This is a genomic window from Gemmatimonadaceae bacterium (assembly GCA_019752115.1).
Lineage (GTDB): Bacteria > Gemmatimonadota > Gemmatimonadetes > Gemmatimonadales > Gemmatimonadaceae > Gemmatimonas.
The window spans coordinates 59,123-84,400 of sequence record JAIEMN010000045.1; the positions used below are offsets into that span (position 1 = coordinate 59,123).

Below are 25,278 nucleotides of genomic sequence, written 5' to 3' on the forward strand. Positions count from 1 at the left end.
CTCACTCCCCTGAGCATGCCAGGTCGCCATTTTCTGCAGATTCCGGGACCGACTCCGGTTCCGGATCGCCTCCAGCGCGCCATGCACCGCCAGATGGAAGACCATCGTTCGAGCGCCTTCCCGGCGTTCACGCGGTCCATCCTCTCGCGCCTGCCGCACGTCGTGCACCAAACCAAGGGCGAGGCCTTCGTCTTCCCGGCCACGGGCAGCGCGATGTGGGAAGCCGCGCTGGTGAACACGATGAACCCCGGTTCGCGGCTGCTCGCGCCGCGGTTCGGTCAGTTCTCGCACCTGTTCATCCAGACGGCGCGTGCGCTCGGCCACACGGTGGATGTGATCGAGGAGCCGTGGGGTGAGGCCGCCGATCCGGCCAAGATCGAAGCCGCACTGGCCGCCGACACGAACCACGAGATTCAGGGTGTCCTGCTCGTGCACAACGAGACGGCCACCGGTGTCACCACCAATGTCGCGGCCGTGCGCGCGGCGATGGATCGCGCGAAGCATCCGGCGCTGCTGCTCGTCGATGGCGTGAGCTCCATCGCGAGTCTCGACTTCCGCTTTGATGATTGGCGCGTGGACTGCGCCATCACCGGCTCGCAGAAGGGGTTCATGCTGCCGGCCGGGCTGGGCATTCTCTACATGAGCGACAAGGCGCTCGCGCGTGTGGATGCGTGCACGATGCCGCGCGCGTACTTCGACCTGCGCCCGATGCGCACGAACAATGCGCAGGGCTTCTTCCCGAGCACGCCGGCGTTGAGCCTGCTCTACGGGCTCGACGAAGCGCTCACCATGCTGCTCGAGGAAGGGATGGACAACGTGGCCAAGCGCCATCGCTTCCTGGCGAATGGCGTGCGCGCGGCCGTGAAGGCATGGGGGCTTCGGGAATGTGCGAAGCGTCCGGAGATCGCGTCCGATTCGCTCACGGCCGTCGTCGTTCCCGAGGGGCACGACGCGCGCAAGGTGATCGATATCGCCTTCTCCCGCTACGACATCGCACTTGGTTCGGGGCTCAGCGAAGTGGCAGGGAAGGTGTTCCGTATTGGCCATTTGGGCGACATGAATGCGCTCACGCTGGCGGCGGCGCTGAGCGGTGTGGAGATGGCGCTGTGTGATGCCGGCATTCCGATCACGCTGGGGAGCGGTGTCGGCGCTGCGCTATCCTGCTGGCGCGTCCCGGGCTGAGACCACCATGGCCAACTCCCTTCGCGTGGTCGTCACGCGCAAACTGCCGGAAGCCGTCGAGGCCGATGTCGCCTCGCGCTACGACGCGCTGTTCAATCGCACCGACGTGGGGCTCAGCCCCGATCAGCTGGTGCAGATCCTCAAGGAAGCCGATGTGGTGATGACGACCGTCACCGACAAGTGGCATCCGGGGATCTTCGATACGCCGGGCATTCGCTGCAAGCTGCTGGCGAATGTCGGGGTGGGGGTGAATCACATCAATCTCGAAGCGGCCAAGCGCGCCGGCGTGATGGTGACCAACACGCCCGACGTACTCACCGACGACACCTGTGACATTGGCATTGCGCTGATGCTCATGGTGATGCGTCGGCTTGGCGAAGGGGAACGGCACCTCCGGAGCGGCGCGTGGGGCGGCCTGCGCCCCACGTTCATGCTGGGGCGCACGCTCCGTGGCAAGACACTCGGCATCATCGGCTACGGGCGCATTGGCCGCGCCATGGCGCGCACGGCGCACGCCGCGTTTGGCATGCACATCGTGTATCACGCGCCGCGTGATCCGCGCATCGACGATCCGGCAACGGCGGGCCCCGCGGGCGCCGAGCGGGTGGCCACGCTGGAGGAGCTGCTGCAGCGGAGTGATGTCGTGTCGCTGCATTGCCCGGCCACACCGGAGACGCGCCATCTCATGAATGCCCGGACGCTGGGGCTCATGAAGAAGGACGCCTACCTCGTGAACACGGCCCGCGGCGATGTGGTGGATGAGCGCGCGCTGGTGGATGCCCTCAAGGACGGCACCATCGCCGGCGCCGGTCTCGATGTGTACGAATTCGAGCCGAGCGTGACGGCCGAGCTCAAGGACATGGAGAACGTGGTGCTGCTGCCGCACCTCGGGAGCGCGACGATTGAGACCCGCACCGCGATGGGCATGCGGGCGCTGCTCAACGTGGACGCCTACGCCAAGGGCGAGCCCCTGCCGGATCGCGTGGCCTGAGTCATTAGTTTTCGGGGCCATGATTCATTTCGGCCTCGACCACACCCTGCACCCCGAGCCGCCCGTCCCCGTGACGGCCGGCTCGGTGTTGCATTTCACGGAGATCCGGTCGCGGTTTCTGTCGCAGGCGCATGACGTCATGGTGAGCCTGCCGCCCGGGTACCATGAGCAGCCGGAGCGGCGCTACCCCGTGCTGTATCTGCATGACGGGCAGAACGTCTTTGATGATCTGCCGTTGTCGCCCTTCGGGGTGCAGTGGGGCGTGGATACGACGGCGCGTGCGCTGACGCATGCCGATGTCATCGAGCCGATCATCATCGTGGCCATTGGCAATGCCGGGCGTGATCGCATCGATGAGTACACGCCCACGCGCGACAACATGCACGATGCCGGCGGGCAGGCCGATCGCTACGGGCAGATGCTCGTGTACGAGATCAAGCCGTGGGTCGATCACACCTGGCGTACCAAGCGGGGGCCGATGAACACGGCGCTGGCCGGCAGTTCGCTCGGCGGGTTGTTGTCGCTGCATCTGGGGCTCACGCATCCTGCGGTATTCGGCAAGCTCGGGCTGCTGAGCCCGAGCGTGTGGTGGGACGATCGCTGGATCGTGAAACAGCTGGTGCAGGGGAGCGTCGGGCATCGGCCGGCGCTGCGCATCTGGCTGGATGTCGGCACCGGTGAGCGCCGCATGCTCAAGGGCACGCGGCTGCTCTATCGCATGCTGCTCCGCAAAGGCTGGCGCATCGGGCGCGACCTCGCGTACATGGAAGCCGAGGGCGCGCTGCACGACGAACGCGCGTGGGGCGAGCGCACGGGGTTGTTCCTGCGGTTCCTCTTTCCCGCCCACAGCGGCGTTGTCTTGCCGGAGGCCGTGACGGTATGAGTGATACGTTCACGCAGTTCTCGCCCAAGGCGTTCACCTTCCTGCGCGGGCTCAAGAAGAACAACCGCAAGGAATGGTTCGAAGCCAATCGCAGCACGTACGAGACCGAATTGAAGGAGCCCATGAAGCTCCTCATCGAGGAGATCGACGTCGCGCTGGCTACGATCGCGCCGGAGATCATCGGCTCCCCCAAGAAGAGCGCGTTCCGCATTCACCGCGATGTGCGCTTCAGCAAGGACAAGAGCCCGTACAAAACGCACGTGGCCTGCTGGTTCTACCATCGCGATGCCGGCCACGGCGTGGGTGGTGAGGCGGCGCATGGCGGCGCGGGGTTCTACTTCCACCTCGAGCCGGGCGGTTGCTTCTGCGGCGGCGGGATCTGGATGCCGCCGCGGCCGGCGGTGGCACGCATCCGCCAGCACCTCGTGGACGATCTGGAGGGGTTCGAGGAGATCGTGAAGGCGCGCGGCTTCAAGCAGCGCTTCGGCGAGCTCTCCACCGAGGGCAAGCTCACCCGGACCCCGCGTGGCTTCACCCCCGACCATCCGGCCGCCGAGTGGCTCAAGTATCAGAGCTACATTGTGAGCGCTGAACTCGACGCCGATGTGGTGACGAGCAAGAAGTTGCCGCAGGTACTGGCGAAGCATTACGCGGCGATGACCCCGTTCGTCCGATGGTTGAACAGCGCGCTCGGGCTCAAGCCCGCGTCGATGCGCTAACGCCCAGTCATGCCGAAGAACCTCAAGCTCGCTCTCGACATCCTCATTGGGGCCGCCCTGCCATGGGCGATCCTCAAGTACGGCACCGCGCCGCTCGGCACGCTCCCCGCGTACCTGACGGCGGCGCTGGTGCCGGTGGCGTGGGTGCTGCTCGATCTCTTCGTCATTTCCCGGCACTTTAACTTCATCACCACGTACAGCGGCGCGAGCGCCATCATGCGCGGGGCGCTGGCGTTCTGGTACGTGGAGGGCGCGCTCTTCGCGTTCAAGGACAGCGCGAGCTATCTGCTGGCGTTTCTGGTCTTCGGGCTGACGGCCTTCTTCGGCAGGCCCGTCACACGCTCGATTGCGTGGCAGGGGCTCGGACCGGACACGCCCGAGCGTGAAGCGCAGCTCGAGCGTCTGTTCAACGAGCCCACGGTGCTGCAGGCCATGAAGAAGGCGACCCTCATGATTGGCTTCACCAATCTGGGTGCCGGGCTCGTGAACTACGTGCTCAACTATCGGATCGTGACGGCGCACTTCAACACGCCCGCGTTCAACGATCAGGTGGCGAATGTGAACGCCATCACCCGCGTGGTGCTGGTGCTCCCCGACATGATCGCGCTCTTCTTTGCCTTCCAGCTCATGTACAAGGCGATGTACGCGCTGCTGCCGCCGGATGACCTGCCGGGGCAGCCGGAGAGCGGCGAATTCTGGGCGCTCCTCGCGCGCCGGGAGGCCGAGGGCGTGTCCGGCGGCGCCACGGCGGTGGAGAGCCGCGCGGCGCAGCAGGCCCGGAGCGAGTTCGGCATCGGCTGAGTGCGGTCGTGCCCCGGGCGTGATCAGGGCTGGCGCGAGGGACCCCGGCGAGGGCATTCTCCATGAGCCCTCCCCCGGACCCTGCCATGGCTACGCTCGTCTCTCCGGAGTCACCAGTCGCCCCCGCGCCCGCGCGCGCCTTCCCTGCATCGACGAGTGCGCCGTGGGGTCGCCCCCGCACGCGTCGCCACGCGATCGGCCATCACGAGCTCACGGGGCAGTATCGGATCGATCTGCGCGATCAGGCCCCGGACCTCTTCGAGGATGTGAGTGCGACCAATTGGGCGGCGCTGACCGCTCGCGATGTCGGCACGCCATACCGGACCGAGAAGTGGTCGCGTGCGCGCCGCGACTACGAGCGGACGGAAGGCAAGTCGCTCCCGATCATCGAAGGGTGGCGGTTGTTCAATACGTCGTTCCATCAGTTCTTCCTCACCGATGTGCCCGAGGCGCAGCAGCAGGCCAAGGCGGCGTTCGGTGCCGCGCTCGGACGCATGGACATGCACGAGGCCAAGGAAGCACTCGAAGACCTCGCGCACCTGGCGATCTGGAACAAGATCATGCGCGTCGAGGACGCCGTATGGGATCCGCGCGGCAAGCGCGCACTCTTTGCCGGTCTCGATGTGAAGAAGCCGCGCATCCTGTTTCTCGGGGCAGCCGATGGCTACGAGGCGATGCAGATCGCCGCGATGTATCCCGGCGGGGAAATCGTCCTGGTGGACTACGACGCCTTCTGTGCCACCGATCGCTTCGGCAAGTTCCCGCTCGACTATCCGTTCCTCGGCGTCGACCCCACCACCGGCCATCCGCGCGCGTGGTATCGCGACGAGATGCCGATCACCTTCGAGGTCAGCGATATTCGCGATCTCAAGTACGGCCCGGAGTTCGATGTCGTGGTCTCAATCGGCTTGCTCGAGCACTTCCCCGACGAGTACAAGCCCGAGTGCATCGAGATGCACCGCCGCTTCCTCAAGCCCGGCGGCTACGTGGTGATGACCACGCCGCGCAATCAGTTCCGCTCACGCGCGTTCTACAATCTCATGGCCGACTGGATGAACCACGGCTATCGCGAGCTCATGGATGTGCGGCAGATGGGGCGGTACTGCTATCAGAACGGGCTCGACATTCTGCGCGCGGGCGTGATCAAGGCGCACAATGGGCTGATCATGAAGGTGCGGTAGCGTGGTGAGCAGTGAGTAACCCCTGAGAGCTCAGGGGGAAGAATTTCAGGGGGGAGAGCTCAGGACTGCACGCGGTCCTGAGCTCTCCCCCCTGACGTTCTACGCCCTGAGCTCTCAGGGGTTACTCACGTCTCACCTCTCACTTCTTCGCCGCCGGCGCCGCCCCTCCCTTCGCCCCATCCATAAACTCAATCCGATCATCCTTCCCGAACTGAATCGCCAGATTCGCCGCCGCTGTGAGCGCCTTGGTGGCATCACCCGAGCTCGAGAGCGCGACGCGCATCGACACGGGGCGGTTCTCGACGCTGGGGTCGGTGATGGCGGCGTTCAGGCTGAACCACCGCACGAGTTCGGGGAGCACCGCCTTGAGCGGCTGATTGTCGAAGACAAGCGAGTCGCGGGTCCACGCCATCGCGACATCGCGCGCGACACCTTCGAGCGGGGTGATCGCGCCGCCGGCGAACTTGATGGCTGAGCCGGCCGCGACATCCTGCGTCTTGCCGCTCTCGCGATCCTTCACCTGCACGGTACCTTCCTTCACATCCACCGTGACAGCGTTGTCTTCGGCGTAGCTGCGTACCGTGAAGACGCCGCCGCTGGCGGTGATCGTAGCGTTGCCGGCGCGCACCGAGAACGGGAGTGCATCCGGGCCCGCGCCCGGCGGCGTGGGGGTGAACGTCGCGGTCCCCTCGAGCGCGATGGTGCGCTGCTTGGGCGTCGCGAACTCTTCAGGCACGCGCAGCTTGCTGTCGCTGCCAATGGCGGCCTTCGTACCGTCGCGCAACGTGAGCGACCCGCGCTGGCCCTTGCCGGCCGAGAGCGTCTGCACGCCGTCCGACTTGAGGGCGCGATCGATGGCCGCATCCACGCCCGCCTTGTCGAGATACTTCTGCAGACCGATGATTGCGACCACGGCCACCACGCCGAGCACGGTGGGGAGCACCCACTTGGGGCGACCTCCGACGCGCGCCACATGTTCCTTCGCGTGCGCCTTCTTGAGTTCGCGCGCTTCGGCCATCGCCTGTTCGTGATCGACGGGGTTGAGCGCTTCGAGCAGCTTCGCCACGGCCTGATCGGCGTTCAGCACGGCCGCATGCGTGGAGGTGTTCTGCCCTTCGCGACGATGCAGTGAGGCGTGCTTCCGCTTCTGCACGTCGCTTTCCTGCTTCACCATCTCATCGAGAAAATCGATCAGACCCACGGGGCTCTGAAAGCGCGCGCGTGCGGCCCACGCGTTCAGCATGGCGCGTTCGGCCACGCGGCCACGGAAATGCGCGAGGTCGGGCGGCAGCACTTCGGCGGCGCGCTGCGCGAGACCGTCGTACAGCTCCTTGTAGAGGGTCGTCAGCGCCGTCTGATCTCCACTCGCCAGTTTGGCGACGAGGGCGGCATCGGGAGTGGGGAGTACGACCGTCATGGGGACCAACCCTCCTCGGGACTGTTTGGGGAGTGCGCGGCAGGTGGGGGCGCCGCCGAAGCGGGGGCGGCAGGTGGTGGCCGCATCCCGGATGAGGAGATCCTGTATTCCGGACCGGCCGTGCGCAAACGGAAAATGCCCGACATAGTCGGGCATTCTCGTCGCTCGCCGGTTATTTCCTGCCGATTCGCCGCCCTACTTGCCTTTGGCGAGCTCCGAGGCGCGGCCGATGTCGGCCGAGTGCGCCTGATACTCCGGCAGATTCTTCTTGAGCTCCGCGTCCTTGGCGGCGAGGAAGCGCTTCCAGTAGCCGGCGGCGTCCGTCGTCTTGTTGCGCATCTCGGCGGTGCGGGCAGCCAGCGCGAGCCCCAGGAGATGGGTGGGCGATTCCTTCAGGATCGTGTCGGCCTGCGCCGCCGCGATCTCCGGATTCCCGACCTCCTGGGCGACCCGGCCGTAGTCGTACCGGGCGTCGAGATCCATTTCGCCGGCCAACGCCTCATAGCTCGCAAGTGCCATCGGGGCAAAGGTTTGCAGACTGTCCCGCTTCCCTTCTTCGCCGTAGCGCATGATGCGGTCGTACAGGCGACCGGCCCGTTCGCGCGGGCTCATCTGGCTGATATCGGGTGGCGCGCCACCGCCGCCGCCGTTGGCAAACGGGGCCACCGCGCCTCCGGGCATGCCGGCCGGCACCTCCTCCGTCTTGGCTGAGGTCGCCAGGAAGTAGGAGGTCACGCCCACGAGCAGCATGCCCGCGACGGTCCACGGGATCCAGCTCCCCCCGCCGGACGTCGGCGAGCCGCCGGACCGGGTGGCGGGCACTGAACCGACCGGGCTCCCACACTCATTACAGAAGCGGGCCCCCGCGGCGAGCGGGCTGGAGCAGGAGCGGCAGCGGGCCCCGCCGAGGGCGGTTCCGCACTGATTACAGAACTTTCCCGAACCCTGGGTGCCGCAGCTCGGGCAGGTGGTGTTTGCGCGCTGAGTCATGGGGCAGGAAGTAATGGGAAGGAAACCCCACCGAACAGGGGGGATTACGGATAGTCGCGTCCGGAGAATACCGATAGACACCATCCGCATACCGGCGGTAACCTTCCTCACGTTCCTCCCCTGGCTCTCGTCTATCTCCTTGTCCTCTCATCACGTGCACGCCATCGCGCTCCAGGACATTGCTCACCGGTTCGGCCGGCGCTGGGCGTTGCGTGGCGTTTCCATCGAGGTGCCTCGGGGGGAGGTGCTCGCCCTGCTGGGGCACAACGGGAGTGGCAAGAGCACACTGCTGCGGGTCGCGTCGACCGTCATTCGTCCCACTCGCGGCGGGGGGTCGATCTTCGGGATCGATCTGGTCCGGCATCCGGCGGCGGTGCGCGCGATGGTCGCGCTGCTCTCCACCGATCCGGGCGTCTACGGCGACCTGAGCGCCATTGAGAACCTGATCTTTGCCGCGCGCATGCTGGGCGTCGCGCATGACCCGCTCCTGATGCGCCGCGCGCTCGACCGCGTGGGGCTCGGGCGGGAAGAGCACGAACTGGCGCGCAACATGTCGAGCGGGATGCAGCGCCGGCTCTCCATCGCGCGCCTGCTGCTCCGTCAGCCGCAGGTGCTGCTGCTCGACGAACCGTACAACTCGCTCGACACCGCCGGCGCCGGGCTGGTCAACGAGCTGATTCGCGAAACGCGCGCCCGTGGCGGCACCGTGCTGCTCGTGGCGCACGATATCGCCCGGGCCGAAGGGCTCCCCGACCGGACCCTGACCATGGAAGACGGTGTCCTCGTGGACGACTCGGCCACGGCCGCCCACGACCCGGCGGTGGTGCCGATCGATGCCGCCCGCAGCAGCAGCAAGCTCGGGGGTGGGCGATGAGCGGAGGCCCGGCGATGGCCGAGCCGATCGTGATCACGGTGCAGAGCGGCTGGCGCGCCGATTTCGGCCGCGTCTTCGCCGTCGTGGCCAAGGATCTCACGGCGGAGCGCCGCACGAAGGCGAACTTCAATGCCGTCGTGGCGATGTCCGCCCTGATCCTGCTGATGTTCGGTTTTGCGCTGGGCGCCGACGCCGAGGGGCTCAAGAATGCGGCGGCGGGGGTGCTCTGGCTGGCGATTCTGTTCAGCGGGGTCCTGGCCTTCAACCGCTCGTATCAGCTGGAGCTCGAGGCGGGGGCGCTGGAGCAGCTGATGCTCTACCCCGGGGAGCGGTGGACGCTCTTCGTGGGTAAGGTTCTCGCGAACCTGGCCTTCGTCTTTCTGGTAGAGATCATCACCGTCCCCCTGACTGGCATTCTCTATCACGTGGCGTTTCCTGAGGCTTGGCTCCAGATCGTCCTGGTGCTGATACTTGGTACGATCGGGTTTGTGACGCTCGGCACGCTCTACGCCGCGATGTCCAGCCGGAGCCGGTCGCGCGAGGTACTGTTACCGTTGCTGCTCTTCCCGATGCTCGTCCCGGTGCTGTTGGCTGCGAGCGGTGCCACCGCGGCACTGCTGGTGGGGGACGCCATGGGCGACAGTCGTGCCTGGATTCGCCTCCTGGCGGCGTTTGACGTGATCTTTCTGGTGGGCGCCACCTGGGCGTTCCCATACGTGATGGAGGGGTAGGTCCCGATGGCTGAATCCACCCTGCAAGGCGGCGCCATGACGCAGCCGATGCGCGCCACCTATCGCCCGCTGGAGCGGCCCGGCAAGGCGCTGTGGCTGACGATCCTGACGTGGGTTACGCCGATCGGCGCGATTGCGGCGCAGCTGATCTGGCTCACGCAGTCGCTCCCCGATCGCGACATGGGCGACCTGCAGAAGATCTTCTACGTGCACGTGCCCGCGGCGAAGACGGCGTTCCTCGCCTTCGCGTGGGTGCTGGTGCAGAGCATCCGCTACCTGTGGAAGCGCGATGAGCGCGCCGACCTGCAGGCGGCGTCGGCCGCCGAGGTTGGCGCGGTGATGACCGGCCTCACCCTCGCGCAGGGCTCCATCTGGGGCCGGCCGACGTGGGGCGTGTGGTGGACGTGGGACGCGCGTCTCACGAGCACCGCGGTGCTCTTCCTGGTGTTCATCGGCTATCTCGCGCTGCGCGGCCTCACGGATGATCCGGAGAAGCGCGCGCGCTGGAGCGCCGCGGTGGGCATCCTCGGCGCGCTCAACGTGCCGATCGTGTACATGTCGGTGAAGTGGTGGCGCACGCTGCATCAGCCGCCCTCGAACAGCGAGAACCTCGATCCGTTCTACGCGCTGGGCAAGCAGGTCAACTGGCTGATGTTCACGCTGATCCTCGTGGTGTGCATCGCGCATCGCTATCGCGCGCACGTGGCACAGCGGGTGTACGAAATGGAGCAGGATGAAGCGGCCCTGGCGCGGAGGCGCACCGCATGAACGGCATGGCGCAGAACTCGTGGCCGTATGTGATCGCGGCCTATGTGGTGACATGGACGGTGTTGGGGGCCTATGCCCTCTACCTGTGGCGTACGGTAAAGGATGCGTTTGCGCGCATCTCTGATTCTTCTTCGAGGTAGCCGGCGATGAGCGATTCGATGCAAAGCACTGCGATTCCCGTGACGACCTCGTCGTCGTCCAAGCGGCCGCTCCTCATTGGCGCGATCGTCGCGCTGGTGGGTGCGTTCGGCTACCTCGCCTACGGCGGCGTGGAAGACAACCTCGTGTACTTCCTGACGCCGAGTGAACTGGTGGCGAAGGGCGGCAAGGTGGTGGGCCGTCCGGTGCGCCTGGGCGGGCAGGTGGTGCCCGGCTCGGTGGAGTGGAATGCCGAGACGCTCAATCTCAAGTTCAAGGTCACCGACGGCTCGCAGACGGTGCCCGTGTACAGCAGCGGCGCGCCGCCGCAGATGTTCCGCGCCGGCATCGGCGTGGTCGTGGAAGGCAAGCTCGGGGCCAACGGCACGTTCGACAGCAAGAGCCTCATGGTGAAGCACTCGAACGAGTACAAGGCCCCGAAGCCCGGGGAAGGGCAGCACCCCGCGCGGCTTGACAAGTCCCTGATCCGGAGCTGATGTGACACGAATTCTTGGGCTCGTCTCCGTCTGGGTCGCGCTGGCGATCTCGGTGTACGGGCTGGTCGCGCTGATCGGTGGGCTCGCCAAGCAGCGCACGGCGTGGGTGGCGAGTGGTCTCCAGGCCGTCTACGTGAACTTTGCGCTGTTGAGTGTGTCGGCGGCGGCGATGATCTACGCACTCGTCACGCATGACTTCAGTGTGGGGTACGTGGCGCAGGTGGGCAGTCGCTCGACGCCCACGCTCTACACGATCATTTCACTGTGGGGCGCGCTCGAAGGCTCCATCCTCTTCTGGGGATGGGTGCTGGCGATGTACAGCGCCATCGTGGTGTACACCAATCGCCGCCGACCGGGTGGGCTCGTGCCCTGGTCGGCGGTCGCGTTGCTGACGGTCGGGTTGTTCTTCTACATCCTGCTCGTGGGCCCGGCGAATCCGTGGGCGCTCATTTCGCCGACGCCGCCGGACGGCCCGGGGCCGAACCCGCTGCTGCAGAACCACATCCTGATGGCGGTGCATCCGCCGCTGCTCTATCTGGGCTATGTCGGGATGACGGTACCATTCGCGTTCGCCGTGGGCGCGCTCCTCTCGGGCGAGATTGCCAAGGATGACTGGATTCGCCTCACACGCCGGTGGACGCTGAGTGCGTGGGCGTTCCTGTCGCTCGCCATCATCGCCGGGATGTGGTGGTCGTACGAAGTGCTGGGCTGGGGTGGCTACTGGGCGTGGGATCCCGTCGAGAACGCGTCGTTCATGCCGTGGCTCACGAGCACCGCGTTCCTGCACTCGGTGATGGTGCAGGAGCGGCGCGGGATGCTGAAGCTGTGGAACGTGAACCTCATTGTGGGCACGTTCCTGCTCACGATCCTTGGCACGTTCCTCACGCGCTCGGGCATCATTTCGTCGGTGCATGCGTTCACGACCGGCACGATCGGCTACTTCTTCCTTGGCTTCATCGCCTTCTGCCTGGTCGCGTCACTCATCCTGGTGGCGGGCAACAGCGCGGGGTTGCGCAGTGAAGGGCAGCTCGACGCGATGGCGTCGCGCGAAACGGTGTTCCTGTTCAACAACCTGCTGCTGACGGGCTTCACGCTGGTCGTGATCCTCGGCACGCTGTTCCCGCTGGTCGCCGAGGCGATCAAGGGCGCGAAGGTCACGGTGGGTGCGCCGTTCTTCAACAAGATGTCGATTCCGATCTGCGTGGCCCTCCTGTTCCTGATGGGCGTGGGGCCGAGCCTGCCGTGGAAGGCCGCGACGGACGCGCAGGTGCGAAAGGCGTTTCTGCTGCCGAGCATCGTGGCGGCGATTGTCGCGGTGCTGACGCTCGTGTTCGGGCCGAAGGATCCGTACACGGTGCTGGCGTTCGCCTTCGCGTCGTACGCGGCGACGTGCAACCTGCGCGAGTATGGCGTGGGCATTGCGGCGCGGCAGAAGGCGCATGGCGAATCGGCACCGGTGGCGTTGGGGCGGCTCGTGGCGGCGAACCAGCGGCGCTACGGCGGCTATCTCGCGCACCTCGGCATCATCATGACGGCGGCGGCGATCACCGCGAGCTCGAGCGGCAAGGTCGAGCGTGAGGCGACGCTCAAGCCCGGGCAGACGATGCAGGTGACCGACGATCTGTCGGTGCGCCTCAAGACGCTCTGGGGGAAGGAAGAGCCGCGGCGTCAGGTGATCGGCGCCGACGTCGAGCTCCTCAAGGGCGGCAGTGTGAATGGGCTGATCGATCCGCGCATGAATTTCTATCGCACGCAGGAGCAGCCGGTGCCGACGCCGGCGGTGCGCAGCCGGCCGCAGGGCGACATCTACATGAACCTCATGGCGTTCACGCCCGACGGGCAGAGCGCCACGATCAAGGTGATTCTGGAGCCGTTCGTGCCGTGGATCTGGTTTGGTGGGCTGATCGTCGCGCTCGGCGCGGTGGTGAGCGCGTGGCCGACGGCGCGCACGTCGCGCCAGGCGGCGCGCGTGTCGGCGCCGCGGACGGTGCGGGCGCCGAGCGGCCCGGTTCCTGAGTTCTCCTGATTTCTCCTGAGGGTTGAGGTCGATATGGACTGGAAGCGCGCGTTCATGGTGACGGGGGCCATCGGGGCCCCGTTCATCGCGCTGCTCGCCTTTGGGATGACCCGCGATCCGCGGCAGATCCCGTCGCCGCTGCCGGGCAAGGCGGCGCCGACGTGGACGCACGAGGTGTTCGCCCCGGGCGCGGATCCCGCGCAGCAGCGCACAGTGGGCGACACGGTGCGGCTCGCTGATCTCAAGGGCAAAGTGGTGGTGGTGAACTTCTGGGCCTCGTGGTGCCTGGCCTGCCGCGATGAGCATGCCGATCTCTCGGAAGCGGCGCAGCAGCTCGCGTCGCGGGGCGTGAAGGTGTTCGGCATGCTCTACAACGACCAGCCGGCGAACGGCGTGCGCTGGATTGCCGACATGGGCGGACAGTCGTATCCGTCACTCACCGATCCGGGCGCGCGCACGGCCATCGATTACGGCCTCTACGGCGTGCCGGAGACGTTCGTGATCGATCAGACGGGGAAGGTGGCGCACAAGTTCATCGGGCCCGTGACCGCCACGGCGCTCATAGCGAAGGTCGATTCGGTGCTCAAGGCTGGTGGTGCGGGCGGTGCCGATAGTGCCGCCAAGACGGCCGTGCCGGCCAAGGGAGCCCCGTGATGCGCCGCCTTCGCCTGGCTGTGATGGCGGTGCTCGCGTTGAGTGTGAGCACCACCGCCCCGCGCGCGTTCGCGCAGGGACAGACGGTGACCGGCGCGGTGGAGACGTCGCCCGGTGGCACCACGAACGTGCCGATCCCCGGCGCCGATACCGTGCTCGACCGCCGCGTGCGTGATGTGTCGCAGCGGCTGCGCTGCCCGGTGTGTCAGGGGGAAAGCATCCAGGAGTCGCCTGCGGAACTCGCCGCGCAGATGAAGGGCGTGGTGCGCGAACAGCTCGCGGCGGGCAAGAGCGAGCAGGATGTGCTGAATTACTTCCTCGCGAAGTACGGCGACTGGATCCTGCTCGAGCCGCGCGCCGAAGGGATCAACCTGCTGGTGTACTGGATCCCGGTGATCTTCATGCTCATCGGTGGCGTGGTGCTCTTCATGACGGTGAAGAAGTGGATCAAGCCACGACCGGTTGCTGGCGCTGCGGACGACGTGGCGCCTGATGCCGCCGCGCCGGCGGGTGCGGAGCTCAATCACGTGTGAGGAGAAACTGCTCGCACAGAGCACGCAGAGAGCCACAAAGCACACAGGGGGCGCGCATCGAGATGTCTCGGGCGCGCCCCCTGTGTGCTCTGTGGCTCTCCGTGCACCCTGTGCGAGCCGTTGCGTTCTTTGTTAGGACCGATCGGTACTAGTGTGTCAATGCGACCCGACATTCCTAATGAGCCCTGTACCGTAGTACTACGTAATTCACGGGAATCTTGACGTACTTGTACGGGGTTTCCCTGATAGTACGACTGGCGCCGAAGCGTCATATCAGCACCGAGGGAAGAGGGACACGATTCTTTCAACGCTGATGTGAGGGTTACCATGCGCACGCTAAAGGCAACACTGGGCGGACTGTCCGCCGCCCTGCTGATGGCCGCGGCGCTCAGTGGATGTGCCGACGACAAGATCGTTTATCGGGACAAACCGCTGTTCGAGACGCCAGCCGCCACGGCGGCAGGGTTCATCGGGTACCAGTCCACGACGAGCAAGACGCCGACCTGCGGCGCCTGCCACGTTGAGGTGCTGGGGGAGTGGAAGGAAACGAAACACGCTGGCGCGTGGGCCACCTTGCAGGCGAACGCCGGCAAGAAGGGCTATTGCGAGGCGTGCCACTCGGTCAACAACAAGGGCAACGGCGCCGCCGATACCCTGACCGGCTGGAATACCACGAAGGACGCGCGCTATCAGGACGTGCAGTGCGAATCGTGCCATGGTGCCGGCACGACGCACATCACGAACCCCACCAAGGCCAACGTCCCGCTCGTGTCGCTCAAGGCGTCGAGTGGCTTCTCGAACGGCTGCGGTGCCTGCCACAACGGAACGCACTACCCGTTCTTTGACGAGTGGAAGCTCTCCGGCCACGGCACGCTTGCGCTGTCCAAGGGCGGGGCGTGGGGCGCGCGGGCGGACTCCTCGTACTGCCAGGGTTGCCACACGGGCCAGGGCGCGTTGGCGAACTGGGGTGTGGCCCAGCGCACGAACTACAAGGAAAAGGCGAAGGGCCCGGGCGATACGCTCACGATCACGTGCGCGATCTGCCACGACCCGCATGCCAAGAACAACTCCGGCCAGCTCCGGTTCTCGATCTCGGTGAACAACACCGAACTGAACCTGTGCATGAAGTGCCACAACCGTCGCAGTGTCCCCGACCCGACGTCGTCACGTGCGGCCCACTCGCCGGAAGGCGCGCTGCTCACGGGTGAATTCGGCTGGGTGCCGCCGGGCATGGAACTGCCGGCTGGGGTCACCAAGATCACGACGACGCACGGCTCGAGCGCGAATCCGCGTCTCTGCGCCGGGTGCCACGTGGCCAAGTGGACCGTCACCGACGCAACGGGCAACTTCCAGACGAATGTCACCGGTCACCGCTTCCTCCCGACGCCCTGCGTGAATGCGAACGGTGCCCCGACCACGGCGCAGCCGGCCGCCGGCGCGGACTGTGCTTCCGGTTCGACCCGTTCCTTCAAGACGTGCGTCGCCAGTGGCTGCCACGGCAGCCAGACAGCCGCGGCCAGCGCGGAAGCGATCGCCGAGAATCGCGTCAAGACGCTCGCCATCGAAGTGAATCGCCTCGTGGCCCTCGTGAAGGCCCAGAAGCCGACCGAGTTCAGCACGACCGACAACAAGATCACGACGGCGGAAGGCGCGGCCTTCAACTCCGGCTCGGTCTATAACGCCACCACCGGCGCGGCCACCGCCGCGGTCATCCACAACCCGTACCTCGTCGAAGCGCTGCTCACGTCGAGCATCGCGCAGCTGAAGAAGGATTACGGCGTCGCGGTGACGGCGGGGCTCGATCTCAGCAACACGTTCCTCAAGCAGTAACTCGTAGCGACGGTCGGTGCGGTGATGAGCCGCACCGACCACGGTAGGTGCAGGACACGACGGTGCGTCGGGAAGGGCCGTGTCGGGCCCGCCCGGCGCACTGGAGTAATCACCCCCGAGAACGGTATGCAAACAGCAGGCGTCAGCCCCGGACTCTCCGCCGGAATCCCGATGGGACTCCCGCACGGACTCCTCACCCAGGCCGCCACCCTCGCCGACTCTGCGGCGAACGGGGCGGCGTCCGCACATGGGGGCGTGAATCCCGAACTCGTCGTGAAGAACCCGGTTCCGGGCTTCATCGGCCAGATGCTGCAGTTCGGGTTCAACCTGCCGGCCTGGGCGCAAGCGAGCCTCGCGGCCGTCGGCGCGCTCGTTGGCGCCGTCGTGCTGTTCCTGGTCTGGAAGAATCGCGATGCCATCATGGCGTGGTTCAACACGCGCTCGAATGGCTACAAGATGGGACTCCTCGCGATGGGGAGCTTCATGGTCCTGGGTGGTGCCAGCGCGGCATACGCCGGCAACCACTACATGGAGCACAACAACGACTTCTGCATGAGCTGCCACGTCATGGGTGATGCGTGGACGGCGTTTCAGAAGTCGGAGCATCGCAAACTCGAGTGCCACCAGTGCCATCGGCAGAGCATGGTGGCCAACGCCAAGCAGCTCTACTTCTGGATCGCCGAGCGCCCGAGCGAGATTCCGGAGCACGCGAAAGTCCCCACGAAGATCTGCTCGGAATGCCATGTGCAGAGCCGCGCCGACAGCGGCTGGAAGCGCATCATTCGCACCGCCGGTCACCGGCTCCACCTGGAGAGTGACTCGAGCGCGCTCAAGGAAGTCGCGTGCGTGACGTGCCACGGTCAGGAAGTGCACCGCTTCAAGCCCGTCGACAAGACGTGCGGCCAGAGCGGGTGCCACCAGCCGAAGGACACCAAGATCGTCCTCGGCTCGATGGCCGGGCAGACGTCGCAGCACTGCACCGGGTGTCACACCTTTACGCGCGTCATCCCCGAAAACATTTCGATCGATTCGACGCGGCAGTATCTCAAGCCCACGGGTGGCCCGAAGAGCTGCTTCGGCTGCCACAAGATGCAGGACAAACTCAAGGGCTTCAACGTCGACGACGACCGGGGCCACAAGGGCGTTTGCGGCACGTGCCACAACCCGCACACGCAGACGGTGCCCAAGATGGCGTACCAGAGCTGCGCGCAGGCTGGGTGCCACGCCGACATCGCCACCAAGAACGCATTCCACGCCAAGAGTGGCAAGCACAGCTCGCCCGAATGCGGGCAGTGCCACCAGGCGCACACGTGGAAGCCGATCGGCACGCAGTGCATCGACTGCCACAAGAACATCCAGAACAACGACGCCAAGCCGACTACGGCCAACCAGAAGAAATCGGCGGCCAATGACGATGGGGCCGGTGCCGACAACGCGGCGCATGCACTTCTGCGCCCGATCGCGCATCGCGTGGACACGCCGGTGCGCCGCGGTCGCGCGGCGCGGCATGTGGGCCTCGCCCATCGGGTGCGTCTTCAAGCCGCTCGACGCGCCGTAGCGCTGCGCCAGGTACGCTGGCAGGAGCCGGCCACGGCGCAGCCCCCGGCCACGCAGAAGCCGGCCGCGACGCTCGGCAAGCCCAAGGATTCACCCACATTCTCGCACAAGACGCACAAGGTGCTCGCCTGCAGCGGGTGCCACAGCAGCAGCAACGGCACGCTCCTGGTGAAAACCAAGACCGATTGCGCGAGCTGCCATCATGCCGCCGAACGCCCCACCGCGTGCGAAGGCTGCCATGTGGTGAAGAAGACCCTCGACAAGGCCATCACGAAGACGGTGAGCATGCGCACCAGCGCCAACACGGCGGCCAAGAGCCGTACGCTCACCTTCAACCACGTGAAGCACCGCGATCTCGACTGCAAAGGGTGCCATACGAACGGCATTCTGTTGGGTGTCACGAAGGATTGCCTGTCGTGTCACACCGAGCATCACGAGCCCGACCGCGCGTGCGCGAGCTGCCACACGCCGGCCAAGACGCTGCATCAGCGCGCCTCGCATGACGGATGCGCCGGTGCCGGCTGCCACAGCAATGCCGCCGTGCTCGCGCTGCCGCCGTCGCGCACGACCTGCCTCGTGTGCCACACGGAGCAGCAGACGCACAAACCCAAGCGCGAGTGCGCCGAGTGCCACGCGGTGACGTGGACGCCCACCGCACGCGGATCGCGGTGATCCCATGCGTGCGCTTCCACTCCCCAGGATCGCCGCCGCGCTGACGGCGCTGGCGGTCCTCCCGCTGCATGTCGTGGATGCCCAAGGCGTCCTCGTGCGCGGGACCACGACGGCGAATTTCATCGAACTGCGGGCGATGGTGCCGGACTCGGTGCCCTTCGCGCAGACCACGCCGGGGCTCTTTGCCCTGCGCCTGCTGAGCAATGGGCTCACCGTGGCGTGCGGCGAAGGCGACGCCTACTGCAAGTACTATCGCAGCGGCGCAATCACCAGCGCGGTGCCGATGATCCAGGATCTCGACATCAGCGCGTGGGGCCTCGGCCGCGGACTCAGTGTGCACGGCAGCGTGCGCATCCGCGAGGCGGCCGGTGCCAACGCGCAGCTCTGGCCGCGCGCCAACGATCGCTTCGATGCGCTCACGGCGTATCTGCAGTTCGATCGCCCCACCTATACCGTGCGCGCCGGTCGGCAGTACACGGGTACCGGACTGGGCGTGTACAACTTTGACGGCGCGTCGCTCACGTGGCGCCCAATGCGCAAAGTCACGCTGGACGGTTACGCCGGGTACAGCCTGGTGCAGGGGGTGAATGAATCGCTCACCACCAGCGAACTGGCGACGCTCGACGAACTGCCCCCCGATCGCAACGCGTACCTGCTGGGGGCCCAGCTCCGGGCGCGCCCCACGGCCAGCACGGCCTTTCACACCGTCTATCAGCGCGAACTGCGCGACAATCGCTCGGCGCTCTATTCCGAACGGCTCGCGATGGACGGCAGCTGGCGGGTGAAGGGCGGCAGCGTGGAAGGGGCGTGGCAGCAGGATCTCGCCATGGGCACGACCAACGAGCTTCGGCTCCGCCTGCGCGCGCCGTCGGTCAAGCGCACGACCTTCTCGGTGGAAGCGCGCCGCTATCGGCCCTTCTTCGAACTGTGGACGATCTGGGGCGCGTTCTCGCCGGTGGGCTTTGATGAAGGGCGGGCACAGCTCGGGTGGATCAGCCCGAGCGGCGCGTTCTCGGCGGATGTGCATGGGGCGCGGCGCCGGTGGCAGGATACCGATGCCGGATTGAGCTTCGCCCCGCTGCGCCGCGATGGCTGGCGCGCCGGTGGCGCGGCCGGGTGGCGGTTTGCACCAGCGTGGCATATGAACGGCAGCTACAGCGCCGACATTGGCGCCGGCGCGTCGCGTACCGAAGGCGATCTTGGCCTGCACTACACGCGTGGTACGGTGTACGTGGGCGCCAACGCGACGGCCTTCCAGAGCATTTATGAGTTCCGCGTCGGGACGGGCCGCGTGGTCGGCTTTGGCGGCGACGCCGGCTGGCAGATCGCGCCCGACCTGCGGCTCAATGCCTCAGCCACGGCGTATCGGCAGATGGCGAAGAACGCGCTGCCGAGTACGGACTGGACGCAGCGGCGCGCCACGATGCGGCTCGAGTGGACGGTGGGTGGCGATCCGGGCGTGCGCGGGCTGAGTGCCGCGGCGCGCAAGATGGCGGCCCGTGAGCGCGGATCGCAGGAGCTGGCGCGCTTTGGCGGCATGACGACGCGCACGCTGCCGGCCGCCTCGTCGTCGGCGCCGGAGCGTCAGCCATGATCGCGACCATGATCACGCCCATGATCACCACGCTCAGAAAGGTCTGGTCGCTTTTCGGCTTTGCGGCCCTGCTGGCGCTGGCCGTGGCTTCTCCGCTCGACGCGCAGGGGCAGCCGGAGAAGTTCCCGCACGCCAAGCACGAGAAGCTCTTCCCGCAGTGCGCCGGCTGCCACGCCGGTATGACCACGGGCGAGAAGGCAAGGATGTTCCCGGACACCGCGCTCTGCGGTGAGTGCCACAATGCCCGCGATCAGAAGAAGGTCGCCTGGCGGGCGCCGGTCCGCACGGCGAGCAATCTCAAGTTCGACCACAACGCGCACAACGATGTGGCGGCCACTGAGGGCACAACGTGCAGCACCTGCCATGCGAGCACCGGTGGCAAATGGATGCATGTCGAGCGAGCCAAGCCCGAGCAGTGCATCAGCTGTCACTCGCACAAGGTCAGTACGCACCTGGCGGCGGACAACCGCTGCAGTACCTGTCACGTGTCGCTCCCGCAGGCCACGGGGCTCACGGTGGCGCGCATCGCGGCGTTCCCCGAGCCGGCGTCGCATGACGCCAAGGGGTTCGCGACGGCGCACGCGAACGCCGCGAAGGCCTCACCGGCACAGTGCGCGGTGTGTCATGCCAAGGAGACGTGCGCGACGTGCCATGTGAATGCGAGCGCGGTGGCGAATCGCTACCAGCTGGCCGCCGATGCACGCGTGGCGAGTCTCACGCGCGACAAGCCGTCGCGCTATGTCACGCCGGCGTCGCACACCAAGGGCGACTTCCTGGCGGCGCATGGTGGGCTGGCGCAAGCGAGCGGCGCGTCCTGCGCGACGTGTCATGCCCGCAGCAGCTGCCAGGCGTGCCACACCGGCCCGCTCGGTGGCCGCACGGTGACGGACATGCCGGTGCCCGAAGCAGGCGGGGCGAGCGGGGTGCGGCTCAACGCGACGTCGTTGCCATGGAAGACCGTCTCCGGCGGCGCGGCCACGGCGCCGGCGATGGTCGCGAGCCGCTTTGCGATGCTCACGCCGATGCGCCCCGACAGCGTGAAGGGGACGCTCCCGAAGCAGGCGCAGGTGCATCCGGTGGGCTTTGCCCGCACGCACGGTGTGCAGGCGGCCACCGATCGCCCAAGCTGCGAAGGGTGCCACACCAAGCGCTACTGCGCGCAGTGCCACGCGGGCGAGAGCACGCGGCGCTTCCATCCGGCCAACTTCGCGGCGCGCCATGCCCCTGAAGCCTACGGTCGCGAGACGGACTGCGCGCAGTGCCACAGCCGCGAAGTGTTCTGCCGCAGCTGTCACATGCAGCTGGGAATGACCTCCAAGGGCAAGGTCGGCGGCGGATATCACAACGGCGCGCAGATCTGGATCATCCAGCATGGCCAGGCCGCGCGGCAGGAGCTCCAGAACTGCACCAGCTGCCACCAGCAGCGCGACTGCATGCAGTGCCATTCGAATCTGGGACGCAACATCAACCCGCACGGCCCGGGCTTCAACGCGGAGAAGGCGTGGAAGGCCAATCGACTCACGTGCCTGCGGTGTCACCTGAAAGATCCTCTGGGACGGTGAGGACACGATGACCATCACCCTGCGTACTGCCGCGAGCCTGACTGCGCTCGCTTTCCTTGGCGCCTGTGCGGGCCCTGACACACCGAACACGCTGCCGCTTGGCGCGGGCGGTTCGTCAGGGGCGTCGTCGCCCAAGCTGCCGCTGGCCGTCATGGCCGCGCTCAACTCAGGCAACAGCGCGATGCGTGCCGACGATTATCCGCGCGCCATTGCCCAATACCGTGCCGCCACCGCCGGCGCCCCCGATCACCCCGCGCCCTGGTTCGGCCTCTACATGGCGGCGAAGGAAGCCAACAACGTCGCACTCGCCGACAGCGCGATGGTCGTCGTACGGCGCCTCACCGCCGACTCGTCCGTGCTCCCCGCCCACAAGGAAGTTGCCGACGCCGCGATGCCGCCGCATGCGGGGCCGGTTATGCCGGCGGGGCACCCGGCTACGGGGAAGGATGGGGGACCGGTGGGGAAACCTTAGGGCGTATACGAACAGCGTATACCAACGGCGTATACATGTTCGGGACGAGCGGCTCACCGCGGTTCCCGAACACGTATACGCCTTTCGTATACGCCTCACGTATACGCCTCATGTATACGCGTTTGGCTTCCACCGTTCCTACCCACCCGTCGGGCAATCTCGGACACCCGCCTGCCGCATTCCCCCATAGGCGACCGTGCGTCCGAACCCAACCTTGCACTGTCACACACAAGCGGACCATCCCCTCCGGTGCTGACACTCCTCCCAGCAGTTCCCCACTCCCCGGCTCCGGCCGCCCCTTAGAAAAGCGGCCGCCCCTACCCCCGTAGGAGGCCTGATGTACAATCCCACCCAACTGCCCTGGCGCAAAGACGAGTCCCTCGTCGAATACCTCGAACAGACCGGGGTGCCACGGCGGGATTTTCTGAAGTTCTGCGCGGAAATGGCGGTGATGCTCGGGCTCGCCTCGGCGATGACCCCGAAGATTGCGAAGGCGTTGGCCTCCATCAAACGCCCGCCCGTGGTGTGGCTGTCGCTCCAGGAATGCACCGGCTGCGTCGAGTCGATCCTCCGCTCGTCGACGCCCTCGATCGGTGACCTGCTGCTTGACACGATCTCGCTCGACTTCCAGGAGAACCTGATGGCCGCCGCCGGCTTTGCCGCCGAGAAGGCGCTCAAGGATTCGATGGAAGCCAACAAGGGCAAGTACATCCTCGTCGTCACCGGGTCGATCCCGCGCAATGAAGGCGGGATCTACACCACGATCGCCGGTCGCACGGCCGAAGATCATCTCAAGGAAGCGGCCGCTGGCGCCGCCGCCATTGTCGCCGTGGGCGCCTGCGCGCACTGGGGCAATGTGCAGGCCGCGAAGCCGAATCCCACCGGCGCGGTGGGCGTGCGCGACATCATCACCGACAAGCCGGTCGTGAACATCGCCGGCTGCCCGCCGATCGCCGATGTGATCACGGCAACGCTCGTGCATGTGCTCACCTTCGGGAAGATCCCCGAACTCGATCGCGAAGGGCGGCCCAAGTTCGCCTACGGCGCGAAGATTCACGATCAGTGCCCGCGTCGCGCCAACTACGACGCCGGCCAGTTCGTGGAGAAGTTCGACGATGAAGCGGCGCGCAACGGCTACTGCCTCTATCACGTCGGCTGCAAGGGCCCCGAGACGTTCTCGCCGTGCCCGATTTTCATGTGGAACAACAAGGAGAGCTGGCCCATCGGCGCCGGGCATCCGTGCATTGGCTGCACCGAACCGCACTTCTGGGACACGATGACGCCGTTCTACAATCGCCTGCCGAACACCGCGGGCATTCCGGTGGAACGCACGGCCGACATCGTAGGTGGCGTCATGACCGCGGCCGCCGTGGGCGGCATCGCCCTCCACGCCGCCGCGACGACCGCGTCGCGCATGGGCAAGAAGCAGCTCCCCGTGCACCCGCAGCATGGTGGGTCCGGTCAGGGCGGCAACTCTCCGACTTCCAACTGAGGATCTGAACCATGGCGGTAACCAAGTTGGTGGTCGACCCGATCACCCGTATCGAAGGCCATCTTCGCATCGAAGTGCAGGCGGAGAACGGCAAGATCAACAACGCGTGGGCCAGTGCGACGCAGTTCCGCGGGCTTGAGCTCGTGCTCAAGGGCCGTGATCCGCGCGACGCCTGGGCCTTTGCGCAGCGTATCTGCGGCGTGTGCACGGTCGTGCACGCGGTCGCGTCGCTCCGCTCGGTCGAGAACGCGCTCGACATCAAGATCCCGGCGCAGGCGCATCTGATTCGCAACCTGATGCTGGGCATGCAGTACATCCACGACCACGTCGTGCACTTCTACCATCTCCACGCGCTCGACTGGGTGGATGTGGTGAGCGCGCTCAAGGCGGATGCGGTGGCCGCCGAGAAGATCGCGAAGGGCATGTCCGATTGGCCGAACAACAATGCGGTGCGCTTCAAAGCGGTGCAGGATCGCGTCGCCGGCTTCGTGCAGAGTGGCCAGCTGGGCATCTTCACGAACGGCTACTGGGGCCATCCGGCCTACAAGCTTCCGCCCGAAGTGAACCTCATTGCGGTGTCGCACTACCTCGAGGCGCTCGACTGGCAGCGCGATGTGGTGGCACTCCACGCGGTGTTCGGTGGCAAGAATCCGCACCCGAACTTCATCGTGGGCGGCATGGCGTCGCCGATCAATCTGGAAGCGCGCGCCACGATCAACGCCGACAAGCTGACCGATGTGAACGCGCTCATCAAGCGCGCGCAGGAATTCGTGGAGAAGGTGTACTGGCCCGATCTGGTGGCCATCGCCGGCTTCTACAAAGACTGGGCGGCGATCGGTGGCGGCACCGGCAACTATCTCTGCTACGGCGACCTCCCGAAGACCCCGAACGGCGACGACTTCTACTTCCCGAAGGGCGTCGTGATGAACAAGGACCTGTCGAAACTGGTGCCGTTCGATCAGGCCGGTGTCACCGAGCAGATCCACAGCTCGTGGTACGAGTACAGCGGCGGCAACGATTCTGCGTTGCACCCGTGGGATGGCGAAACGAAGGCAAGCTACACCGGCCCGAAGGCGCCCTATGAATACCTGCAAGATGAGAAGAAGTACTCGTTCATGAAGTCGCCGCGCTACAACGGCAAGCCCATGGAAGTCGGCCCGCTCGCGCGCATGCTCGTGGGCTACGCCGCCGGCCAGAAGGACATCAAGGCCATTGTAGACACGACGCTCAAGGCGCTCAATGTGGGCCCCGAGGCGCTCTTCTCGACGCTCGGCCGGACCGCGGCGCGCGGCATGGAGTCGCTACTGTACGCCAAGCTGATGCGCGAGTGGTATGACGATCTCGTGACCCGCGTAAAGGGTGGCGACACCACCACGCACAACGGCGAGAAGTGGGACCCGAGCACGTGGCCGAAGGAAGCCAAGGGCTTCGGCTATCTCGAGGCACCGCGTGGCGCGCTGGGCCACTGGGTCAACATCAAGGACGGCAAGATCGAAAACTATCAGGCCGTCGTGCCGAGCACGTGGAACTGCTCGCCGCGTGACAAGGACGGCGTGATGGGGCCGTACGAAGCGGCACTCGTGGACAACCATCCGCTGGCCGATCCGGAACGTCCGATCGAGATCCTGCGCACCATTCACTCGTTCGATCCGTGCCTCGCCTGCGGCGTGCACGTGCTCGACGCCACCGGCCGCGAGATCACTCAGGTCAAGGTGCAATAACC

The 25,278-nt window shown here is 66.4% G+C and carries 23 protein-coding genes; 21 read left to right on the plus strand and 2 right to left on the minus strand.

The annotated features are described in order from the left end of the window. Window positions 1-15: 15 nt before the first annotated feature. From K2R93_18195 to K2R93_18220, 6 genes are all read left to right on the plus strand, one after another. On the plus strand, window positions 16-1,182 hold the full coding sequence (locus K2R93_18195; protein MBY0491776.1) for an aminotransferase class V-fold PLP-dependent enzyme: 1,167 nt from the start codon (window positions 16-18) through the stop codon (window positions 1,180-1,182). A gap of 7 nt (window positions 1,183-1,189) precedes the next feature. Next, window positions 1,190-2,173 carry a D-glycerate dehydrogenase gene (locus K2R93_18200; protein ID MBY0491777.1) on the plus strand — a complete coding sequence of 328 codons (984 nt, stop codon included), beginning with the start codon at window positions 1,190-1,192 and terminating at the stop codon, window positions 2,171-2,173. Window positions 2,174-2,192: 19 nt separating this feature from the next. Next, window positions 2,193-3,056 carry a hypothetical protein gene (locus K2R93_18205; protein ID MBY0491778.1) on the plus strand — a complete coding sequence of 288 codons (864 nt, stop codon included), beginning with the start codon at window positions 2,193-2,195 and terminating at the stop codon, window positions 3,054-3,056. After that, a complete protein-coding gene (locus K2R93_18210) occupies window positions 3,053-3,775 on the plus strand; it encodes a DUF2461 domain-containing protein (protein ID MBY0491779.1) in 723 nt (240 codons plus the stop codon). The genes K2R93_18205 and K2R93_18210 overlap by 4 nt, the downstream gene beginning before the upstream one ends. Before the next feature lie 9 nt (window positions 3,776-3,784). Further along, entirely contained in the window at window positions 3,785-4,576 is a 792-nt protein-coding gene (locus K2R93_18215; GenBank protein ID MBY0491780.1) for a hypothetical protein, read from the plus strand. An 86-nt stretch (window positions 4,577-4,662) separates the two neighbouring features. Beyond that, the gene (locus tag K2R93_18220) at window positions 4,663-5,757 is read left to right on the plus strand and encodes a class I SAM-dependent methyltransferase (GenBank protein MBY0491781.1); all 1,095 of its coding nucleotides are present in this window, start codon (window positions 4,663-4,665) and stop codon (window positions 5,755-5,757) included. Window positions 5,758-5,896: 139 nt separating this feature from the next. On the opposite strand, the gene K2R93_18225 is transcribed toward K2R93_18220, so the two are convergent. Both K2R93_18225 and K2R93_18230 read right to left on the minus strand, forming a co-directional pair. Then, entirely contained in the window at window positions 5,897-7,174 is a 1,278-nt protein-coding gene (locus tag K2R93_18225) for a FecR domain-containing protein (GenBank protein MBY0491782.1), read from the minus strand. A 195-nt stretch (window positions 7,175-7,369) separates the two neighbouring features. After that, window positions 7,370-7,996 carry a hypothetical protein gene (locus K2R93_18230; protein MBY0491783.1) on the minus strand — a complete coding sequence of 209 codons (627 nt, stop codon included), beginning with the start codon at window positions 7,994-7,996 and terminating at the stop codon, window positions 7,370-7,372. 307 nt (window positions 7,997-8,303) lie between these two features. Between K2R93_18230 and K2R93_18235 the strand changes: the two genes are divergently transcribed. From K2R93_18235 to K2R93_18305, 15 genes are all read left to right on the plus strand, one after another. Further along, on the plus strand, window positions 8,304-9,038 hold the full coding sequence (locus K2R93_18235; GenBank protein MBY0491784.1) for an ABC transporter ATP-binding protein: 735 nt from the start codon (window positions 8,304-8,306) through the stop codon (window positions 9,036-9,038). A 14-nt stretch (window positions 9,039-9,052) separates the two neighbouring features. Continuing rightward, entirely contained in the window at window positions 9,053-9,769 is a 717-nt protein-coding gene (locus K2R93_18240) for a heme exporter protein CcmB (GenBank protein ID MBY0491785.1), read from the plus strand. A gap of 6 nt (window positions 9,770-9,775) precedes the next feature. Then, on the plus strand, window positions 9,776-10,537 hold the full coding sequence (ccsA, locus tag K2R93_18245) for a cytochrome c biogenesis protein CcsA (GenBank protein MBY0491786.1): 762 nt from the start codon (window positions 9,776-9,778) through the stop codon (window positions 10,535-10,537). After that, entirely contained in the window at window positions 10,534-10,677 is a 144-nt protein-coding gene (locus K2R93_18250) for a CcmD family protein (protein MBY0491787.1), read from the plus strand. The genes ccsA and K2R93_18250 overlap by 4 nt, the downstream gene beginning before the upstream one ends. 18 nt (window positions 10,678-10,695) lie before the next feature. Then, window positions 10,696-11,172, plus strand: coding sequence for a cytochrome c maturation protein CcmE (locus K2R93_18255; protein ID MBY0491788.1), 477 nt, complete (start codon window positions 10,696-10,698; stop codon window positions 11,170-11,172). 1 nt (window position 11,173) lies between these two features. Next, a complete protein-coding gene (locus tag K2R93_18260; GenBank protein ID MBY0491789.1) occupies window positions 11,174-13,198 on the plus strand; it encodes a heme lyase CcmF/NrfE family subunit in 2,025 nt (674 codons plus the stop codon). A 24-nt stretch (window positions 13,199-13,222) separates the two neighbouring features. Next, window positions 13,223-13,843 (plus strand): redoxin family protein, encoded by a 621-nt coding sequence (locus K2R93_18265; protein MBY0491790.1) that lies wholly within the window; start codon window positions 13,223-13,225, stop codon window positions 13,841-13,843. Continuing rightward, window positions 13,843-14,376 (plus strand): cytochrome c-type biogenesis protein CcmH, encoded by a 534-nt coding sequence (locus tag K2R93_18270; GenBank protein MBY0491791.1) that lies wholly within the window; start codon window positions 13,843-13,845, stop codon window positions 14,374-14,376. The genes K2R93_18265 and K2R93_18270 overlap by 1 nt, the downstream gene beginning before the upstream one ends. Before the next feature lie 327 nt (window positions 14,377-14,703). Next, window positions 14,704-16,206 (plus strand): cytochrome c family protein, encoded by a 1,503-nt coding sequence (locus K2R93_18275; GenBank protein ID MBY0491792.1) that lies wholly within the window; start codon window positions 14,704-14,706, stop codon window positions 16,204-16,206. Between the two features lie 171 nt (window positions 16,207-16,377). Next, window positions 16,378-18,435, plus strand: a complete 2,058-nt coding sequence (locus tag K2R93_18280) for a hypothetical protein (protein MBY0491793.1) — start codon at window positions 16,378-16,380, stop codon at window positions 18,433-18,435. A gap of 4 nt (window positions 18,436-18,439) precedes the next feature. After that, window positions 18,440-20,029, plus strand: coding sequence for a hypothetical protein (locus K2R93_18285; protein MBY0491794.1), 1,590 nt, complete (start codon window positions 18,440-18,442; stop codon window positions 20,027-20,029). Further along, the gene (locus K2R93_18290; protein ID MBY0491795.1) at window positions 20,026-21,591 is read left to right on the plus strand and encodes a hypothetical protein; all 1,566 of its coding nucleotides are present in this window, start codon (window positions 20,026-20,028) and stop codon (window positions 21,589-21,591) included. The genes K2R93_18285 and K2R93_18290 overlap by 4 nt, the downstream gene beginning before the upstream one ends. A 7-nt stretch (window positions 21,592-21,598) precedes the next feature. Beyond that, window positions 21,599-22,063 (plus strand): hypothetical protein, encoded by a 465-nt coding sequence (locus K2R93_18295; protein ID MBY0491796.1) that lies wholly within the window; start codon window positions 21,599-21,601, stop codon window positions 22,061-22,063. Between the two features lie 337 nt (window positions 22,064-22,400). Beyond that, the gene (locus K2R93_18300) at window positions 22,401-23,555 is read left to right on the plus strand and encodes a hydrogenase small subunit (GenBank protein ID MBY0491797.1); all 1,155 of its coding nucleotides are present in this window, start codon (window positions 22,401-22,403) and stop codon (window positions 23,553-23,555) included. Between the two features lie 11 nt (window positions 23,556-23,566). After that, complete coding sequence (locus K2R93_18305) at window positions 23,567-25,276, plus strand: nickel-dependent hydrogenase large subunit (GenBank protein MBY0491798.1); 1,710 nt, start codon at window positions 23,567-23,569, stop codon at window positions 25,274-25,276. Window positions 25,277-25,278 lie beyond the last annotated feature (2 nt).

What these genes read in the sequence shown, in the direction of transcription:
- K2R93_18305 (MBY0491798.1), top strand. Translation starts at nt 23,567, where the DNA reads ATGGCGGTAACCAAGTTGGTGGTCGACCCGATCACCCGTATCGAAGGC.
- K2R93_18255 (MBY0491788.1), top strand. Translation starts at nt 10,696, where the DNA reads ATGCAAAGCACTGCGATTCCCGTGACGACCTCGTCGTCGTCCAAGCGG.
- K2R93_18210 (MBY0491779.1), top strand. Translation starts at nt 3,053, where the DNA reads ATGAGTGATACGTTCACGCAGTTCTCGCCCAAGGCGTTCACCTTCCTG.
- K2R93_18280 (MBY0491793.1), top strand. Translation starts at nt 16,378, where the DNA reads ATGGGACTCCCGCACGGACTCCTCACCCAGGCCGCCACCCTCGCCGAC.
- K2R93_18300 (MBY0491797.1), top strand. Translation starts at nt 22,401, where the DNA reads ATGTACAATCCCACCCAACTGCCCTGGCGCAAAGACGAGTCCCTCGTC.
- K2R93_18195 (MBY0491776.1), top strand. Translation starts at nt 16, where the DNA reads ATGCCAGGTCGCCATTTTCTGCAGATTCCGGGACCGACTCCGGTTCCG.
- K2R93_18285 (MBY0491794.1), top strand. Translation starts at nt 18,440, where the DNA reads ATGCGTGCGCTTCCACTCCCCAGGATCGCCGCCGCGCTGACGGCGCTG.
- K2R93_18295 (MBY0491796.1), top strand. Translation starts at nt 21,599, where the DNA reads ATGACCATCACCCTGCGTACTGCCGCGAGCCTGACTGCGCTCGCTTTC.
- K2R93_18275 (MBY0491792.1), top strand. Translation starts at nt 14,704, where the DNA reads ATGCGCACGCTAAAGGCAACACTGGGCGGACTGTCCGCCGCCCTGCTG.
- K2R93_18290 (MBY0491795.1), top strand. Translation starts at nt 20,026, where the DNA reads ATGATCGCGACCATGATCACGCCCATGATCACCACGCTCAGAAAGGTC.
- K2R93_18270 (MBY0491791.1), top strand. Translation starts at nt 13,843, where the DNA reads ATGCGCCGCCTTCGCCTGGCTGTGATGGCGGTGCTCGCGTTGAGTGTG.
- K2R93_18205 (MBY0491778.1), top strand. Translation starts at nt 2,193, where the DNA reads ATGATTCATTTCGGCCTCGACCACACCCTGCACCCCGAGCCGCCCGTC.
- K2R93_18225 (MBY0491782.1), bottom strand. Translation starts at nt 7,174, where the DNA reads ATGACGGTCGTACTCCCCACTCCCGATGCCGCCCTCGTCGCCAAACTG.
- K2R93_18200 (MBY0491777.1), top strand. Translation starts at nt 1,190, where the DNA reads ATGGCCAACTCCCTTCGCGTGGTCGTCACGCGCAAACTGCCGGAAGCC.
- K2R93_18215 (MBY0491780.1), top strand. Translation starts at nt 3,785, where the DNA reads ATGCCGAAGAACCTCAAGCTCGCTCTCGACATCCTCATTGGGGCCGCC.
- ccsA (MBY0491786.1), top strand. Translation starts at nt 9,776, where the DNA reads ATGGCTGAATCCACCCTGCAAGGCGGCGCCATGACGCAGCCGATGCGC.
- K2R93_18265 (MBY0491790.1), top strand. Translation starts at nt 13,223, where the DNA reads ATGGACTGGAAGCGCGCGTTCATGGTGACGGGGGCCATCGGGGCCCCG.
- K2R93_18240 (MBY0491785.1), top strand. Translation starts at nt 9,053, where the DNA reads ATGGCCGAGCCGATCGTGATCACGGTGCAGAGCGGCTGGCGCGCCGAT.
- K2R93_18220 (MBY0491781.1), top strand. Translation starts at nt 4,663, where the DNA reads ATGGCTACGCTCGTCTCTCCGGAGTCACCAGTCGCCCCCGCGCCCGCG.
- K2R93_18250 (MBY0491787.1), top strand. Translation starts at nt 10,534, where the DNA reads ATGAACGGCATGGCGCAGAACTCGTGGCCGTATGTGATCGCGGCCTAT.